The sequence below is a fragment of the Streptomyces sp. NBC_00448 genome (genome assembly GCF_036014115.1).
Taxonomy (GTDB): domain Bacteria; phylum Actinomycetota; class Actinomycetes; order Streptomycetales; family Streptomycetaceae; genus Actinacidiphila.
Window position 1 is genome coordinate 5,496,715 of sequence record NZ_CP107913.1, and the last position, 18,286, is coordinate 5,515,000.

Sequence of the window (18,286 nt, forward strand, 5' to 3'; positions counted from 1 at the left end):
CTCGGGCGCATCGCGCCGACCGCCGCCGCGGGCCCGGCCCGCCCGGCCCGCGGACCCCGCCGCCGCCGTACCACCCGTGTGACCGTCCGCCGGAGCGGACGTAGAGTCGGCAGTGGAGCGGCATTGAGCCGCGGGGGTCGGAAAGCGCGATTTCGGGCAGGATCAAGCCCGTGGACGTAGCCTGCTGGAGGACCCCGCCGGTGTGGATAGAACGTACATCGGGTTACCGTTCGAGTGGCGTTGCGGACTTTTCCCGTTTGACACGGGCCCAGGAGGTACGGTCACACTCCGCAGCGACACCCCTTCGAACCGGAGAGAAGAGCGAAGTTGTCCCCGACCCGCGAGACCGCACAGGGCGGCCGCCGACTCGTCATCGTCGAGTCGCCTGCCAAGGCGAAGACGATCAAGGGCTATCTCGGCCCTGGATACGTCGTCGAGGCCAGCGTCGGGCACATCCGCGACCTCCCCAACGGGGCCGCCGAAGTGCCGGCGGAGTACAAGGGCCAGCCGTGGGCACGGCTGGGCGTCAATGTGGACAGCGATTTCCAGCCCATCTATGTCGTGAACGCCGACAAGAAGGCACAGGTCAAGAAGCTCAAGGATCTCCTCAAGGACTCCGACGAACTATTCCTGGCCACTGACGAGGACCGCGAGGGCGAGGCCATCGCCTGGCATTTGCAGGAAATCCTCAAGCCCAAGGTGCCGGTGCACCGGATGGTGTTCCACGAGATCACCAAGGACGCCATCCAGGAGGCCGTGCGGAATCCGCGCGAGCTGAACCAGCGCTTGGTGGACGCCCAGGAGACCCGCCGTATCCTCGACCGGCTCTACGGCTACGAGGTCTCCCCGGTGCTGTGGAAGAAGGTCATGCCGCGGCTGTCGGCGGGCCGGGTCCAGTCCGTGGCGACCCGCCTGGTGGTCGAGCGCGAGCGCGAGCGGATCGCCTTCCGCACCTCCGCGTACTGGGACCTGACCGGCGTCTTCAACACCGGCCGGGCCGGTGACGCCTCCGACCCCGCCACGCTCAACGCCAGGCTCGTCGCGGTCGACGGCCGCCGGGTCGCCCAGGGCCGCGACTTCGACGCCTCCACCGGCGAGCTCAAGCAGAGCGCCGCGGTGCTGCACCTCGACGAGGAGAACGCCCGGGCGCTGGCCGCCGCGCTCGCCGACTCGCAGTTCTCGGTGCGCAGCGTCGAGTCCAAGCCGTACCGCCGCTCGCCGTACGCGCCGTTCCGCACCACCACCCTCCAGCAGGAGGCGTCGCGCAAGCTCGGCTTCGGCGCGAAGGCCACCATGCAGGTCGCCCAGAAGCTGTACGAGAACGGCTTCATCACCTACATGCGTACGGACTCCACCACGCTGTCGGAGACCGCGGTGGGCGCCGCCCGCGCGCAGGTCGCCCAGCTCTACGGCTCCGACTACCTGCCGGACAAGCCGCGGGTCTACGCGGGCAAGGTGAAGAACGCCCAGGAGGCGCACGAGGCGATCCGCCCCTCCGGCGACCGCTTCCGTACCCCCGCCGAGACCGGCCTGACCGGCGACCAGTTCCGGCTCTACGAACTGATCTGGATGCGCACGGTCGCCTCCCAGATGAAGGACGCGGTCGGCCAGTCCGTCACCGTCAAGGTCGGCGGCGCCGCCTCCGACGGCCGGGACGCCGAGTTCTCCGCCTCCGGCAAGATCATCACCTTCCACGGCTTCCTCAAGGCCTACGTCGAGGGCGCCGACGACCCCAACGCGGAGCTCGACGACCGCGAGCGCCGGCTGCCGCAGGTCACCGAGGGCGACCCGCTGACCGCCGACGAGATCACCGCCGACGGCCACTCCACCAAGCCGCCCGCCCGCTACACCGAGGCGAGCCTGGTCAAGGAGCTGGAGGAGAAGGAGATCGGCCGCCCGTCGACCTACGCCACGATCCTCGGCACCATCCTGGACCGCGGCTACGTCTTCAAGAAGGGCACCGCGCTCGTCCCGTCCTTCCTCTCCTTCGCCGTGGTCAACCTGCTGGAGAAGCACTTCGGCTGGCTGGTGGACTACGACTTCACCGCCTCCATGGAGGACGACCTCGACCGGATCGCCCGCGGTGAGGCGCAGGCGGTGCCGTGGCTGCGCCGGTTCTACTTCGGCGCGGAGGGCGACGGCGACGCGGCCCCGGCCGCCTCCGCCAACGGCGGCGACGGCGATCACCTCGGCGGCCTCAAGGAACTCGTGGAGGACCTGGGCGCGATCGACGCCCGCGAGATCTCCTCGTTCCCGGTCGGCGAGGGCATCATGCTGCGGGTCGGCCGCTACGGGCCGTACGTCGAGAAGGGCGAGCGCGGCGAGGAGAACCACCAGCGCGCCGACATCCCCGAGGACCTGCCGCCGGACGAGATGACCATCGAGCTGGCCGAGGAGCTGTTCGCCAAGCCCAGCGGCGAGTTCGCGCTCGGCGACGACCCCGAGACCGGCCGCCCGATCGTCGCCAAGGACGGCCGCTACGGGCCGTACGTCACCGAGGTGCTGCCCGAGGACACCCCGAAGACCGGCAAGAACGCGGTGAAGCCGCGCACCGCCTCCCTCTTCAAGTCCATGACCCTGGACACCGTCACGCTCGCCGACGCCCTCAAGCTGATGTCCCTGCCCCGGGTGGTCGGCACCGACGCCGAGGGTGTCGAGATCACCGCGCAGAACGGGCGCTACGGCCCCTACCTGAAGAAGGGCACCGACTCGCGCTCCCTGGAGAGCGAGGACCAGCTCTTCAGCATCACCCTCGAACAGGCGCTGGCGATCTACGCGCAGCCCAAGGTGCGCGGCCGCGCCGCCGCCAAGCCCCCGCTGAAGGAACTGGGCACCGACCCCGTCAGCGAGCGCCCGGTCGTGGTCAAGGACGGCCGCTTCGGTCCCTACGTCACCGACGGCGAGACCAACGCGACGCTGCGCCGCGACGACGACGTCGAGACGATCACCCCCGAGCGCGGCTACGAACTCCTCGCGGAGAAGCGGGCGAAGAGCCCGGTGAAGAAGAAGACGGCCGCGAAGAAGGCACCGGCGAAGAAGGCCCCCGCCAAGAAGACGGCCGCGAAGAAGACCGGTTCGGCCACGGCGGCGAAGAAGGCGCCCGCCAAGAAGGCCGCGGCCACGAAGAAGACCGCGGCGAAGAAGGCGAGCTCCGCCAAGGAGTGAGGGCGGCGCGGACCCGTTGACGTGGCGAGCGGCACTGTCCGTTTGTTCGGGCGGACACGTTTGGTTCGGGTGGGACGGATAGGCTGTCAGAATGACGCGATCCGAGCAGCCAGCGCAGCCCGCGACGGACGTCACCGAGGCGTTCGCGACCGACCTCTCGGCCGACTCCCGTGAGCGTGCCGTGGGCGCGTTGCTGAAGATTCCCACGCTGCGCAAGCTGTGGAGCGCGCAACTGACCGGTGCGGTCGCCGACCGCCTCGGCCTGCTGGTGCTGCTCGTGCTCACCGTGCAGGCGACCGTCACCGCGCACTCCTTCGGCGGCGGCTACCGGGGTGTCGCGTACGCCGTCGCCGCGGTGTTCGCCGCCCGCCTGGTGGCCACCCTCCTCTTCGGCGCGGTGCTGCTCGGACCGCTGACCGGGCTCACCGCGGAGAGCGGCCCGCTGGACCGGCGCTGGACGATGATCGGCGCGGACGGCGTACGGCTCGCGCTGTTCATCGTCGCCCCGCTGTGGGTCACGTGGGTCCCGCACTCGGCGCACCTGTGGCTGCTGGCCACCGCGTTCGTCGCCGGACTCGCCGAGCGGCTGTGGACGGTCGCGAAGGACGGCGCCGCCCCGGGGCTGCTGCCCCCGGCGGGCGACACGTCGGTCCGGCCCGCGCCCGACCACCTCGCCACGCTGCACCGCCTCGACCTGCGCACGAGCTTCGTCGCACTGCCGCTGGCCGCCGCCTCCCTGGTCGTCGTCACCCTCGTCAACACGCTCATCGCGGTGGGCGTCGACTGGTTCCACCTGCACCAGGTCGCGCTGTCGTCGTACGTGGCCGCCGGGCTCTTCTCGTCCTCGATGGCCGTGCTGTACCTGCTGGAGCTGCCCGCCGGCGGCGCCGCGAAGCCGCACTCCCCGCTCCAGGGCCTGCGGCTGCCGAAGGGCCCGGCGGGTGCCGAGCGGGGCCGGACCGGCGCGCTGCCGCTGCTGGTGCTCGCCACCGCCGCGGTGGCCGGCGCGATCGGCGTCGCCGTTTCGGTCGCCGTCCTGCACGCGCTCGCCCTCGGCTTCGGCCCGACCGGCTTCGGCCTGCTGGTCCTGACGCTGACCGCCGGCACCGTGATCGGCATCCGGATCGCCCCGCACACCCTGCCCGCTCTCTCCCGCCGCCGCCTGCTGGCCGTGGGCACCGGCTTCACCGGCGTCGCGCTGCTGCTGACCGGCATCGTCCCCGACCAGGCCACGGTGCTGCTGCTGTCGCTGCTGGCCGGCACCGCCGCGGGCGTCACCGCGAACGCCGGGCACACCCTGATCGAGCAGGAGGCCGAGGAGTCGCGCCGGGTGCGGAGCGTCGAGCACCTGCACGCGGTCGTGCGCGCCGTGCTCGCCGTGGCCGCGATCGGCGGGCCGCTGGTGGCCGCCGCGATCGGCCCGCACCGCATCCAGAACGGCCACTTCACCTTCGACCACAGCGGTGCCGCATACACCCTGATCCTGGTCGGCGCGCTGCTGCTGCCGGTCGCCGCGCTGGTCCTCGGCAAGACCGACGACCGTACCGGGGTGCCGCTGCGCCGCGACCTGCGCGAGGCACTGCGCGGTGCGGAACCGGCCACCGGACCCGCCGCCACCGGCTTCTTCATCGCGATCGAGGGCGGCGACGGCGCCGGCAAGTCCACCCAGGTCGAAGCGCTCGCCGAGTGGATCAGGGCCAAGGGCCACGAGGTCGTGGTCACCCGCGAGCCCGGCGCCACCGCCGTCGGCAAGCGGCTGCGCTCCATACTCCTGGACGTCTCCTCCGCCGGGGTCTCGCACCGCGCCGAGGCCCTGCTCTATGCCGCGGACCGTGCGGAGCACGTCGACACCGTGGTGAAGCCCGCTCTCGACCGCGGCGCCGTCGTCATCTCCGACCGCTACATCGACTCCTCCGTCGCCTACCAGGGCGCCGGACGCGACCTCGCGCCCACCGAGATCGCCCGGATCTCGCGCTGGGCCACCGACGGGCTCGTCCCGCACCTCACGGTGCTCCTCGACGTCCCGCCGGAGACCGCCCGGGAGCGCTTCACCGAGGCACCGGACCGGCTGGAGTCCGAGCCGGCCGAGTTCCACCAGCGGGTGCGCTCGGGATTCCTGACGCTCGCCGCCGCCGACCCCGCGCGCTACCTGGTGGTCGACGCGGCCCAGGAGCCCGAGGCGATCACCACCGACGTACGGCACCGGCTCGACCGCATGCTGCCGCTCTCCGCCCAGGAGATCGAGGCCCGTGCCGAGGCCGAGCGCAAGGCGGCCGAGGAAGCGGCCCGGCTCGCCGCCGAGGAGGCCGCCCGCAAGGCCGAGGAGGAGCGGCAGGCCCGCGAGCGCCAGGAGCAGCTCGAACGGCTGCGCCGCGAGGAGGAGGAGCGTCGGCTCGCCGCGGAGGAGGCCGCGCGCCGCGAGATCGCCGAGCGCAAGGCCGCGCAGGAGGCCGAGGCGGCCCGGCTCGCCGCCGAGGAGGCCGCCCGGCGGCAGGCCGAGGAGGACGCGCGGATCGCCGCCGAGGAGGCGGCACGTGCGGCCGAGCAGGAGCGGCTGCGGCGGCTCGCGGAGGAGCAGGCGCGGCTGCGCGCCGAAGCGGCCGAGAAGCGGCAGGAGAAGCAGCGCAAGGCCGAGGAGGCGCTGTTGCGCGCGGAGGCGGCGCGAGCCGCTGCCGCTGCCGCGTCCGATTCGGAGGAGACCGCGGTGCTGCCCGCGGTGTCGGACGCCCCCCCGGCGGATTCCGACTCCGACTCCGGTTCCGGGTCCGGCACGGACTCCCCGTCCGGCTCCAGCTCTGATTCCGGCTCCGGGTCGGGCTCTGGGTCTGGGTCTGGGTCTGGGTCTGGGTCCGACGCGGGACCCGACTCGACGTCCGGTGCTCCGTCCGACGCCGACGAGACCACGGTGCTGCCCGCGCTGCGGGACGAGCCCCACGCGGGGCCCGACGACGTCTCGGACTCCGATCGGACCGCGGTGCTGCCTGCCGTCGCGCCGCCCGCGTCGCCTTCCTCGGAGACGACGACGGTCATGACCCCGATCACGCCCGAGCCTGAGCCCGCGCATACGCCCACGCCGCAGTCGGCGCCGGCGCCGGAGACCTCGGGCAGCAATGACGAGACCACCGAGCTGCCTCCCCCCACGCCCGGCACCGCTCGCTCCGACGACCCCACCGACCGCGTGCCGCCGTGGCTCTTCCGCCCCGACCAGCCCACCGGCGACGAGCGCACCCATGAGCTCCCCGCCGCCCAGGCCGCGCGCCGCCCCCGTCCCGAGTGGGCGGAGGAGACCCCTCTCGACGACCTTCCCACCCTCGCGGACGAGCTCCTCGGCCCCCACGACCGGGAAGACCCCCCGCGCGGCTGACCCACGGGACCGCTGACCCCTCGGAACCCCCGGACCTTCGGGACCGCTTGCCCTCGGAACCGCTCGCGCCGAGCGAGCCCGGGTTTCGAGGGCGGCAGAGGACAGCGGACCCCTCGCCCGGCCGCAGGCAGGGACAATGGACGGCGTGCGCTACTTCGTGCTCGGGGTGACCGAGGCCAGGTCGGAGGACGGCACCGTGCTGCCCCTGGGCGGCGCGAAGGTCCGCACGGTCCTGACCGTCCTCGCCGCGCACGCGAACCGCCCGGTCCCGCCCGAGTCGCTGATCGCCGAGGTGTGGACCCAAGACCCTCCCGCCGACGCCGCGGGCGCCCTCCAGGCCCTGGTCGCGCGCCTGCGCAAAGCCCTCGGCCGGGACGCGGTGGCATCGGAGCCGGGCGGATACCGGCTGAACACACCGCGCGAGAGCGTCGACCTGTTCGCGTTCGAGGCACTGCTGCGCGCGGGTGAGGCGGACCTGCGAGGCGGCCGCCCGGACAGCGCGGCCCGCACCCTGGACCGGGCACTCGGCCTGTGGCGCGGCCCGGCGCTGTCGGACCTGCCGGACCGCGACGCGGCGGCGGCCCGCACGGACGCGCTGCGGCTGGCCGCGCTCCGCTCGAAGTTCGAGGCGGAACTGGCCCGCGGGCAGACCGCCGCCGTACTGCCCGCGCTGCGGGAGGCGGTGGCCGCGCACCCGCTGGACGAGCCGTTCCACGCGCAGCTCATCCGCGCGCTGCGGGCGACCGGCAGCAGCGCCGACGCCCTGATGGCGTACGAGGAGGCCAGGACCGTACTCGCCGACACGCTCGGGGCCGACCCGGGACCGGAGCTGCGGGCGCTGCACGCGGAACTGCTGGAGTCGCCGGAGCCGGCCGGGCGGGTCGGGACCGCCGACCCGCACGGGACCGCAGCCGGTGCGCACGGGACCGCCGCCGCCCGGCCGGGTCGTCCGCAGCGCGGCAACCTGCGGGCCCGGCTGACGAGTTTCGTCGGCCGGGAGACGGACCTCGCCGCGATCCGGGCCGACATACGGGCCGCCCGGCTGGTGACCCTCACCGGGCCCGGCGGCTCCGGGAAGACCCGGCTGGCCCAGGAGGCGGCCGAGGCCGCGCAGGACGGCTACCCGGACGGCGCGTGGCTGGCCGAACTCGCCCCGCTGGACGATCCGCACGCCATCCCGCACGCCGTGCTGAGCGCGCTCGGCCGCCGCGACACCTTCGTCCTCGGCCCGGCCCGCGACGCGCTGAGCGGTGAGCCGCACACCGAGAACCCGATCGAGCGGCTGGTCGAGTACTGCACCGGCCGCCGGCTGCTGCTGGTGCTGGACAACTGCGAGCACCTGATCGAGGCCGCCGCGTACCTGGCCGCGGAACTGCTCGCCCGCTGCCCGGACCTGACCGTCCTCGCCACCAGCCGCGAACCGCTCGGCGTGCCGGGGGAGTTGGTCCGCCCGGTGGAGCCGCTGCCGCCGCGGACCGCGTTCCGGCTGTTCGCCGAGCGCGCCAGGACCGCCCGCCCGCACGCGGCGCCGTACCCGAACCCGCCCGAGGATCTGGCCGAGGACCCGTCCGGGCGCCCCCACGCCGATGCCAAGGACACCACCGGCACCGATGTCGCGGCGGTCCAGGAGATCTGCCGCAGGCTGGACGGCCTGCCCCTGGCGATCGAACTCGCCGCGGCCCGGCTGCGCGCGCTGTCCCCCCGGCAGATCGCCGACCGGCTGGACGACCGGTTCCGGCTGCTGACCGGCGGCAGCCGTACCCTCCTGCCGCGCCAGCAGACCCTGCGCGCGGTGGTGGACTGGAGTTGGGACCTGCTGGACGAGCGGGAGCGTACGACGCTGCGCTCGCTGAGCGTCTTCGCCGGCGGCTGCACGCTCGCCGCGGCCGAGGCGGTGTGCGGCCCGGACGCGCTGGACACGGTGGCCCAACTCGTCGACAAGTCCCTGGTGGTGGCCGAGCACCATCGCGCCGCCGGCACCCGCTACCGACTACTGGAGACGATCCACGAGTACGCCCTGGAGCGGGCCCGCGAGCATCCCGCCGAGCTGGCCGCGGCCGGCGAGCGGCACACCGCGTACTTCCGCGAGCTGGCCGCGACCGTCGATCCGCGGCTGCGCGGCGGCGACCAACTGCTCTGGTTCGAGGTGCTGGAGACCGAACTGGACAACGTCAGGGCCGCGTTGCACCGCGCGCTGGAGCACCGTTCGGAGGCCGACGCGGTGGCGATCGCGCGGGCGATGGGCTGGTTCTGGTGGCTGCGCAACTACCGTGACGAGGCGGTCGGTTGGCTCACGCGGGTGGCCGCGCTCGGCGTCGACCACCTGGACGACGCGGACGACCCGATGTACTGGCCGCGCCTCGACGTGCAGTTGCTGCTGCTGTTCGTCCAGGGCGACCGCGCCACCGAGGACCAGTGGGCGTCGTCGGCGGTGAAGGCGATGGTGAGCCGGCTCTCCACCGCGTACCGGGGCGCCGGCCGGCCCGCCGCGCGCTTCCCTGGCATGCTCTGGCCGTTCACGCTCTACGTGTCCGACGGCGGCCTGCTGGTGCTCGCCGAGACCGACCGGGTGGTCGCGAACTGCCGTTCCCACGGCGGCGAATGGGAGCTGGCCGCCGCGCTGATGTTCCGGCTGCACGTGACCGTCGACTCTCCCGGCGGCGCGGAGCGGGCCGACCAGGACTGGGAGGAACTGAGCGTTCTCAACGGGCGGTTGGGCGACCGCTGGATCAGGGCCCAGGTGCACAGCGCCCGGGCCGAGATCGAGACGCTCCGCGGTGACTACACCGCGGCCCGGGCCGGTTTCGACGCGGCATACCGGCTCGGCCGCGAGCTGGGCGCCTTCAGCGAGGGCTCGTTCCTGCTCGGACGGATGGCCGAGCTGGCGCACCGCTGCGGCGACGACGAGGACGCCCGTGTGCTCCTGGACGAGGCCGAGGAGGAGGCCGAGCGGTACGCGGTGATGGACGCCCGCACCTACGTGCGCTACCTGCGGTCGCTGATCCTGCTGTGCCAGGGCGCCGTGCGCGAGGCCAGGGAGCTGTACGAGACGGCGGTGGGGCGGATCGCCGACGGCACTCCGCCGCCGATGTTCCACGTGCTGCTGCGCGGCCTGTCCGCCCGGCTCACCGCCGCCGAGGGCGACCCGCGGGCCGCGCTGTACGAAGCGGCCGAGGCGGTACGGCTGGCGACCGAGGTGGGCTGCACCGAGGCGGTGGTCGGCGCCCAGTTCGACACGGCCGCGCAGATCCTGGCAGAACTGGGCGACGCGCGCTCGGCGGTGCGGATGTCGGGCGCCGCGGACACGGTCCGCGGCGGCCTGCCCCGGACGGTGCCCGAGCAAGCGCAGGACGACGAGGTACGGGCGCGGGTGGCGGCCGTACTCACCGCGGAGGAGTCGGCCCGGCAGCGCGCGTGCGGGGCGGGGCTGAGCCGGCCGGAGGCGGTGGCGGAACTGGCGGAACTGGCCGGACCGGCGGGTGAGAGGACGGCCGAACCGGCCGCACCGGCGCGTGAGCGGGCGGCGGAACCGGAAGAGGGCCGGGAATAGCCGGGCGGGGTCGGGCGGTTTTCCGTTGAAGAGTTATTGATGTTTCAATCGGATTTTCGTTGACGGGTTCTGGGAGTGAGTGCCGTGAAGGTCGAGATCTATTCGGACATCGCCTGTCCGTGGTGCTACGTGGGCAAGTCCCGCTTCGAACGGGCGCTGGCGGCATTTCCGCAGGGCAACACGGTCGAGGTGGTCTATCGGCCGTTCCAGCTCGACCCGGACGCCCCGCACGAGCCCCGTCCGCACCGCGAGGTGCTGGCCGCGAAATACGGTCCCCAGGCCCTCGCCATGGACGACCGGCTGACCCAGCTCGGTGCTGCCGAGGGCCTCACGTTCGACTTCGACTCCGTGCTGGAGAACAACTCGCTGCTCGCGCACCGGCTGCTGCGCTTCGCCCTCGACGAGTACGGCGCCCCCGCCCAGAACCGGCTCAAGGGAAACCTGATGGCCGGGCACTTCGCCGAGGGCCTGGACATCGGTGACCCCGACCGGCTCGCGGACGCCGCCGTCGCCGCCGGTCTCGACCGCGCGGCGGTGACCGCCTTCCTCGCGAGCGACGCTCTCACGGACGAGGTCGTCGCCGACATCGCGCAGGCCCGCGCGGTCGGTATCACCGCCGTGCCGACCTTCGTGTTCGAGGGGCAGTGGGCGGTCCAGGGCGGCCAGGAGACCTCCACGTTCCTGCGCGCGCTGGAGCAGGTGGCGCAGGAGACGGCCGCGGACCAGCCGGCCGCCGAAGGCTCCCACGGCACCGAAGACTCCGACAGCTCCGACGGTGACGGGTGCGTCGACGGGGTCTGCGCGGTCAAGTGACGTCTGGCGGTGGGCCGCTGGGCGTCACTGGCAGGTGATCACCGAGTCGGCCCAGTCCGCCAGGTTGCCGAAGGACAGGCCGCCCGAGGTCGGCGTGACGACGAGTTGCAGCGTCTTGCGGCCGGTGAGGTCGACGTGCACCGGCACGGCGGGGTCGCCCGGGTGGACGGGATCGGAGGACCACAGCCGGCTCCCGTCGGCGTACACCGCGAAGGTGACCGACGTGCGCAGCAGCGGGCTGACCAGGTCGTCGATGCCCGCGCGGGCGTCGTAGGAGACGCAGGCGCGGTTGAGGGCGACGTTCACCGTGGAGGGCGCGTGCACGGTGATGCCGTGGTCGTAGGTCGTGCCGCCGATGCTGGGACTGGTCCGGTCCCACCACCAGTTTCCCAGGCCCTGGGGGACGATCGCCGGCTCGTCGGAGTTCGCGCCGAGGCCCTGGACCGGCAGTGAGTTGACCTTGTACGCGGTCGGGGCCGGCGGCGGTGGGGTCGGTGTCGGCGTCGGCTTGGGGGTGGGTTTGGCCGGCGGCGGCGTCGGCTTCGGCGTGGGTTTGGGCGGCGGCGTGGGCTTGGGCGGCGGTGTGGTCGCCACGGGTGCCGCCGACGGGGCCGGTGGCGGCGGCACCACGGGCTTCGGGGTCGGCTTGGGCGCCGGGCTCGGCGGTGGCGCGGCCGTGACCGGTACGGTGACCGGCGGCTTGGCCTGCGGCTTCGCCGGGGCCTTCTCGTGGCCGCCGGTGAGCGCGAAGGCGAAGGCGACCCCGGCGGCGGCGACCACCACGGCCGCGGCGATCCCCGCCTTCGCGGGCGCCCCCAGTCCCTCGCCCGCCGCGGCGCCTCCCGCCGTGCCTCCGGAACCGGTGGCCGCGGCCGCCGCGCCTCCCGCCGCCGCGGTGGCGGCCGCTCCGCCCGCCACCACGATCCCGGCGGTCTTGGCGGCGTAGGCCGCGGCGAACCAGCCGATGTACGCGACCGGCAGCAGCCCCTTGAGCGCGGAGTTGAGGTCGGCGAGTTCGGCCGACGCGGCGGTGCAGCGCGCGCACTCCTTGAGGTGGCGGTTCAACTCCCGGTCCGCGCGCATCCGCAGGCCGCCGCGGGCGTGCGCGCCGAGCCGGTCGGCGTAGCGGGCGCACTCGCCCTCGGTGGTGAGCGTGCTGCTGACGTGGGCCTGCAGATATGCCTGGCGCAGCCCCTCCCGGGCGCGATGGGCGAGCACCGCCGCCGCGTTGGGGCTGAGGCCGAGCAGCGGTGCGACCTCGCTGGGCGACTCGTCCTCCACCGCGGTGTGCCACAGCACGGTCTGCCAGCGCTCGGGCAGGGTGCGGAACGCCCGGATGGCCAGGGAGCGTTCGGCCTCGTGCATGGCGCGCACGTCGGCGCCGAGGTCGGCGCTGCGGTCGGTGACGGTGGAGCCGGCCGCGGTGACCGCGAACACCGCGAAGTCCTCGACCAGTTGCTCCCGGCGAGCGGTACTGCCCCAGGTGGCGGCGACCCGGCGCACCGTGGTCAACAGGTAGGCGCGTACGGCGGATTCGGGTCCGCTGCCGCCGCGGATGGCCTGGAGAGTGCGGGCGAAGACCTCGCCGGTGAGGTCCTCGGCGGTGTGGGCGTCGCGGCAGCACGAACGGGCGTAGCGGCGTACGGACTCGGCGTGCCGGCGGTAGAGCTCTTCGTACGCGCTGTCCTTCCCGGCCCTGACCTGGTCGACCAACTCGGCGTCCGAGTGGCCGGATGGGGCCGACAGGGCGCCGGGCCCGGTCGGCTGCGCCGGTACGGTCCCGGTCGGCTGGGTGTCGTCGAGGCCGGCGTCCGTGCGGCCGGTGCCCGGGTCGGCGCCGGGACCGGTGTCCGCAGCGGAGTCGGCGCCGGACTCCATACCGGGGTGTGCCGCCGCGTGCAGGTCGGCGTCGGCCGGCAGTTGGGTGTCGGCCGGACCGACGGGCCCTGCCGCAGGGCCTGTTGCGGGCGCGGCGGCAGGGGCCGGGATCGTCGCCGGGATCGTCGCCGGAGCCGGAGCGGACTCCGGGGCAGCGGACTCCGCGGCGGCGGGCTCGGGTCGTGCGAACGGGTCGCGCTGTCCCGGCACCCTGCGCGGCGATGCCGCGTCGCCGGTCACCGGGTCCGCGGGTGCGGAGCCGGACTCGCCGTTAGCCTCATCCACGGGGCAAGCGTGACACAGGACCGGAGCGCGGTGTCATGTCTTCCGGTGGAACCACTCATCCGTGGTCACACCGTTCACACATCCTCCACTGTCACTCGATCGGGTCGCTGCCGGAGTGGTGGTTGAGCTCCGTGACGTGGTCCGCGAGGGGGCCGCCGGACCGCGGGCGCAGTCCTTCCAGCAGGATGTCCAGCAACCGTGCCGAAGCGGCTTCCTGCTGGTGGGCGTCGGGCAGCGCGGGCGGTGAGGTGGCGATGACCAGCAGTACGTCGGCCACCGACACGTCGGTGCGCAACTCGCCTGCCTGCCTTGCTCGTTCGACGAGCTGCCCGACGACGTCGAGCAGGGTGCCGATGCCGTCGTCGTCCGCCCGCGGTTCGGTGCGGGCGCGACCACCGTGCAGACCGGTGTGGACGCCGGTGTGGTCGGCGCCGACCGGGACGCCCTGGTCGGACGGTCCGGCCGTGGCCACCGCTATCGGGGTGCGCTGCGACGGCACCCGGACCGGCTCGTCACCGCCGGGGCGGTAGTCCTTGCCGCCCGCTCCGCCTTCCACCCGCAGGACCTGCGGCGGCAGCAGCCGCCCGGCGCCCGACGCGGCCGAGGTGCGCAGGAAGCGGGCGAGCGCGGACCACGCCTCGTCCTCCTGCCCGAGCGCGGTGCGGGCCTGCTCGGTCAGGCGCGCGGTCTCCTCCTTCGCGATCCGTCTGACCAGGACGTCCTTGCTGGGAAAACGGCGGTAGACCGTGCCGACGCCGACCCGGGCCCGCCGGGCCACGTCCTCCATGGGTGCGCCGTATCCCAGTTCGCCGAACACTTCACGTGCGGCGCGGAGTACGTGCTCGAGGTTGCGCTGGGCATCGACGCGGAGCGGCGCTGGGCGCGCAACGCCTCCGCGATGGTCCGAACCGGCAGCCGAAGTGCGTTGAGAGTCCTGAATGTGCATTTGTCCCATCCCCCGGTGAATCAATGTCTCCCCCCGGAGACTCCTCACCCATTGTGAAGATCGCCGCGCCAGTGGCGCGGTACTACGAGATACGAACATAGTTGAGGGCGCGGCCAGAAAGAAGGGGGGCTGCTTGCGGTCCGCCAGATGGCGGCATGCGCCGCCCGGAACGGGTGTCATCCGTTACCGCCGCCAAACCGGTTCGTTTCGCCCCCGCTGAGCTGGCTCCTTGCCGATTCCCCGGAATCGTCGTGTCCGTACTGTGGACAAACGACTCTGATCCATTGCGTCATGGAGCAATGACGACGGAGTCGGCAGTCATGGCCAGGACAAGCACACCGCGCATTCTCGTCATCGGCGGTGGCTATGTCGGGATGTATGCCGCCCTGCGGCTCCAGCGCAAGCTGAAGCGCCATGAGGCCGACATCGTGGTCGTCGAACCGCAGCCGTACATGACCTACCAGCCCTTTCTGCCCGAGGCGGCGGCCGGCTCGATCTCACCGCGGCATGTGGTGGTGCCGCTGCGCCGGGTGCTCGACAAGTGCCGGATCGTCGTCGGCGAGGCGCGCGGCATCGACCCCGACAAGCGCACCGCCACCGTCGACACGCTGGTCACCGTGGAGGAGGGCGGCAATGCGCTGGAGATCCAGTACGACCATCTGGTCATCGCCCCCGGCTCGGTCTCCCGCACCCTGCCGGTGCCGGGCCTTGCCGAACACGGCATCGGGTTCAAGACCGTCGAGGAGGCCATCGGGCTGCGCAACCACGTGCTGGAGCAACTCGACATCGCCTCCTCCACCCGCGACGCCGAGGTGCGCGAGGCCGCGCTGACCTTCGTCTTCGTCGGCGGCGGCTACGCGGGCGTGGAGGCCCTCGCCGAACTGGAGAACATGGCCCGCTATGCCGTGCGGTACTACCACAACATCACCGCCGACGACCTGAAGTGGGTGCTGGTCGAGGCGTCCGACCGCATCCTGTCCGAGGTCGGCGAGGCCATGGGCCGCTACGCGCTGCGCGAGCTGCGCGGCCGCAACGTCGACATCCGGCTGGAGACCCGGCTCGACTCCTGCGAGCACCGGATCGCGGTGCTCTCCGACGGCGACCGGCTGCCGACCCGGACCCTGGTGTGGACCACGGGCGTCAAACCGGCGCCGCTGCTCGCCGCCACCGGGCTGCCGCTGACCGCACGCGGCCGGCTGCGCGCGGACGCCGCCTTGCGGGTGGAGGGCGCCGAGCGGGTGTGGGCGGCCGGAGACGCGGCCGCCGTGCCCGACCTGAGCGCCGAGCAGCCCGGCACCGACTGCCCCCCGAACGCCCAACACGCCGTGCGCCAAGCCCGCGTTCTCGCCGACAACCTCATCGCCGAACTGCGCGGCCTCCCGCTCACCGACTACCGGCACGTCTCGGCCGGCTCGGTGGCATCGCTCGGCCTGCACGAAGGCGTCGCGGTCGTGCACGGCCGCGCCTTCAAGGGCTATCCCGCCTGGCTGATCCACCGGATCTACCACCTCAGCCGGATGCCCACCTTCAACCGCAAGGCCCGCATCCTCGCCGAATGGGTACTGGCCGGCCTCTTCAAACGGGAGGTCGTCTCGCTCGGCTCGCTGGAACACCCGCGCGCCGAGTTCGAACTGGCGGCCGGTTCCGAGCGCAAACCCGACGCACCCTGACCCCGCCCGGCCGCTCCGCGATTCCCGCCCGCGCCGCGGTTCGGCCACACTGGGGCTGTGACCACGCGTGCAGCAGCACTGGCAAAGAGTGACAATAACGAGGAATCGGACGTTTGAACCTTACGCGCTGGAGCGCCCGGCTCCCCGGAACACAGCGACGCAGTGCCGTACCAGCAGCGCGCGGCAAGGCCGGCGACCCCACTCCCGGCACCACCGGCGCAGCCGGCACCCCCGGTGGCGACGCCACCACCCCCGGCGACCGCGCATCCGACAGCGACGGCCGACCACCCGCCGACACCACCCCCGCGAGTGAACAGTCCGTCCGCGGGGTGCTCAGCCGGCTCCCGGCCCTCATCGCCTTCACCCGCGGCCCCGCCCACCAGGTGCGCTTCGTCAACGACGCCTACACCGACGTCTTCGGCCCCCGCACCACCGGCACCCCCGCCCGCGACGCCCTGCCCGAACTCGACGAACTCGGCCTGCTCCCGCTGATGGACCAGGTCCACCGCAGCGGCAAACCGCGCACCGTCAAGGCCCGCAAGGTCGCGCAGGGCGCCCACACCGCCCCGGGCACCCCCACCCGCGAGGGCTACTTCACCTTCACCTGCACCCCGGTCCAACCCGGACACGCCGACCCCGAGCAGCGCGGCGTCCTCGTCTTCGGCGCCGACGTCACCGACCAGGTGCAGTCCGCCGAACGCCTCCGCGAGAGCGAACGCCGCCTCCGCGACACCGCCGTCACCCTTCAGCGCAGCCTCCTGCCGCAGGAGCTCGAACAACCCGACGACCTCCGGGTCGCCGCCACCTACCAGCCCGGCGGCACGGACGCCGCCGTCGGCGGCGACTGGTACGACGTCATCACCCTCGGCGCCGGCCGCACCGCCCTGGTCATCGGCGACGTGATGGGCCGCGGAGTGCGCGCCGCCGCCGTGATGGGCCAGCTCCGCACCGCCGTACGCGCCTACGCCCGGCTCGACCTGCCACCCCACGAGGTGATCCAACTCCTCGACGAGCTCGCCGCCGAAATCGACGCCACCCAGATCGCCACCTGCGTCTACGCCGTCCACGACCCCAGCGAGGGCCGCCTGCACTACGCCAGCGCCGGCCACCTCCCCATCCTCATCCGCGACCCCGACGGCACCGTGCACTGTGTCGAGGAACCCACCGGACCGCCCCTGGGCACCGGGGGCTGGATTCACACCTCCGGCACCGTCCCGCTCGGCCCCGGCTGCACCGCGGTGCTCTACACCGACGGCCTCATCGAGCGCCGCGACCAGGACATCGACGAAGGCGTCACCGCCCTCACCCGCGCCCTGGCCGGCGCCACCGGCGCACCCCAGGTGATCTGCGACCGGCTGCTGCGCTCCCTCGGCGTCACCTCGGAACACGACGACGACGTGGCTGTGCTCGTCCTGCAGTACCCCGACCACACCGGCGCCGACGCGGAACTCTTCCGCAACGCCTCACTCGACCTGCTCGGCGGTGTGGAGGCCGCGCCCCGCGCCCGCGCCTTCGCCACCGGGGTGCTCGCCTCCTGGCGCTTCCCCACCGAACTGCGCGACCTCGGTGTCCTCGCGGCCAGCGAACTCGTCGCCAACTCGCTCAAGCACGGCATCCCGCCCATGCGGCTACGGCTGCGACGCACCGACCGGCGCCTGATCATCGAGGTCACCGACGGCGACGAGCACCTTCCGCGCCGCCGCCGTGCCGACCCCGCCGACGAAGCCGGCCGGGGCATCTCGATCATCGCGACCATCGCCACCGGCTGGGGCTCCCGCCGCACCCCGGGCGGCGGCAAAGCCGTCTGGTGCGAGTTCGCCCTGCCGATGTGACCGGCGGCTGGAGCGGGCGGCCGCCGAATGCCGCCGCACCTGCCTGCCCGGCCGCGGTCGCACCACCCGGCACCGAACGGGCGGCACCGCGCACCGGGTCGCGGTGCGCGCGGTACGACCCGCGGCTCAGCCCGGTATGCGCTCGGCCTCCACCGGCTCCGGACGCACCGACTGCGCCACCACCCGGACCACCGGCAGCGGACTGTCCTGCACCGGCGAGAGATGCCGCGCCATCCGCAGCGCCGTCACCGATATCGCCAGCGAGCACACCACCAGCATCACGATGTACGCGTCATACGCCCCGGCCGCCGCGATGACACCCGCCACCGCCGGGCCCAACGCCAGGGCGAGCTGCTTCACCAGCGCGAACGCCGAGTTGTACTGCCCCACCATCCGGTCCGGCGCCAGGTCGGCCACCAGCGGATTCACGGTGGGCGCCAGCATCGCCTCACCCAGCCCGAACAGCGCGTAGGTGGAGATGATGGCGGCGACCGCCAGCGTGTGGTTGCCATGCATCAGGCCGGATACACCGGCAGCCATCCAGGCCACCGCCCACACCAGGCCGACCGCGGCTATCACCCGGCTGCGCCGCCGGCGCTCCACCACCCGCAGCACCACGAACTGCGCCAGCACCACGACCGCGGTGTTGGCTGCAAGTGCAGTCCCCAGGGTGGCGGGGGAGATGTGCGTGACCTCCACCGCGAACGCGGACAGTCCCGACTCGAACTGTCCGTAACACGCGAAGAACATCACGAAGCCGAGCACGCAGACCATCACCATCGC

General features: G+C 73.3%; 9 protein-coding genes (1 of these 9 cut by a window edge). 6 read left to right on the forward strand and 3 right to left on the reverse strand.

Annotated elements, in window-relative coordinates; genetic code table 11:
- Positions 1-327 precede the first annotated feature (327 nt).
- From topA to OG370_RS23510, 4 genes are all read left to right on the forward strand, one after another.
- Positions 328-3,165 carry a type I DNA topoisomerase gene (gene topA, locus OG370_RS23495; RefSeq protein ID WP_328467409.1) on the forward strand — a complete coding sequence of 946 codons (2,838 nt, stop codon included), beginning with the start codon at positions 328-330 and terminating at the stop codon, positions 3,163-3,165.
- 91 nt (positions 3,166-3,256) lie between these two features.
- On the forward strand, positions 3,257-6,529 hold the full coding sequence (tmk, locus tag OG370_RS23500; RefSeq protein WP_328467411.1) for a dTMP kinase: 3,273 nt from the start codon (positions 3,257-3,259) through the stop codon (positions 6,527-6,529).
- A gap of 145 nt (positions 6,530-6,674) precedes the next feature.
- Entirely contained in the window at positions 6,675-10,079 is a 3,405-nt protein-coding gene (locus OG370_RS23505; protein WP_328467413.1) for an AfsR/SARP family transcriptional regulator, read from the forward strand.
- An 84-nt stretch (positions 10,080-10,163) separates the two neighbouring features.
- Positions 10,164-10,892: a DsbA family oxidoreductase gene (locus OG370_RS23510; RefSeq protein ID WP_328467415.1), complete on the forward strand. Its 729-nt coding sequence runs from the start codon at positions 10,164-10,166 to the stop codon at positions 10,890-10,892.
- Positions 10,893-10,916: 24 nt separating this feature from the next.
- On the opposite strand, the gene OG370_RS23515 is transcribed toward OG370_RS23510, so the two are convergent.
- Positions 10,917-12,770 (reverse strand): sigma-70 family RNA polymerase sigma factor, encoded by a 1,854-nt coding sequence (locus tag OG370_RS23515; protein WP_443060888.1) that lies wholly within the window; start codon positions 12,768-12,770, stop codon positions 10,917-10,919.
- Between the two features lie 376 nt (positions 12,771-13,146).
- Positions 13,147-14,001 (reverse strand): TetR/AcrR family transcriptional regulator, encoded by an 855-nt coding sequence (locus OG370_RS23520; RefSeq protein WP_328467419.1) that lies wholly within the window; start codon positions 13,999-14,001, stop codon positions 13,147-13,149.
- A 320-nt stretch (positions 14,002-14,321) separates the two neighbouring features.
- Here OG370_RS23520 and OG370_RS23525 point away from each other — a divergent pair, with 320 nt between their 5' ends.
- Together OG370_RS23525 and OG370_RS23530 are read left to right on the forward strand one after the other, a co-directional pair.
- On the forward strand, positions 14,322-15,671 hold the full coding sequence (locus OG370_RS23525) for an NAD(P)/FAD-dependent oxidoreductase (protein ID WP_328467421.1): 1,350 nt from the start codon (positions 14,322-14,324) through the stop codon (positions 15,669-15,671).
- Positions 15,672-15,784: 113 nt separating this feature from the next.
- Entirely contained in the window at positions 15,785-17,503 is a 1,719-nt protein-coding gene (locus tag OG370_RS23530) for a SpoIIE family protein phosphatase (protein ID WP_328467423.1), read from the forward strand.
- Positions 17,504-17,629: 126 nt separating this feature from the next.
- On the opposite strand, the gene OG370_RS23535 is transcribed toward OG370_RS23530, so the two are convergent.
- On the reverse strand, positions 17,630-18,286 hold the 3' portion of the coding sequence (locus OG370_RS23535) for an MFS transporter (protein WP_328474342.1). It continues 648 nt past the right edge of the window; only the last 657 of its 1,305 coding nucleotides appear in the window; its start codon lies off the right edge, out of view — the gene reads right to left on this strand; the stop codon is at positions 17,630-17,632.

What these genes read in the sequence shown, in the direction of transcription:
- tmk (WP_328467411.1), top strand. Translation starts at nt 3,257, where the DNA reads ATGACGCGATCCGAGCAGCCAGCGCAGCCCGCGACGGACGTCACCGAG.
- OG370_RS23515 (WP_443060888.1), bottom strand. Translation starts at nt 12,770, where the DNA reads ATGGAGTCCGGCGCCGACTCCGCTGCGGACACCGGTCCCGGCGCCGAC.
- OG370_RS23520 (WP_328467419.1), bottom strand. Translation starts at nt 14,001, where the DNA reads ATGCACATTCAGGACTCTCAACGCACTTCGGCTGCCGGTTCGGACCAT.
- OG370_RS23525 (WP_328467421.1), top strand. Translation starts at nt 14,322, where the DNA reads ATGGCCAGGACAAGCACACCGCGCATTCTCGTCATCGGCGGTGGCTAT.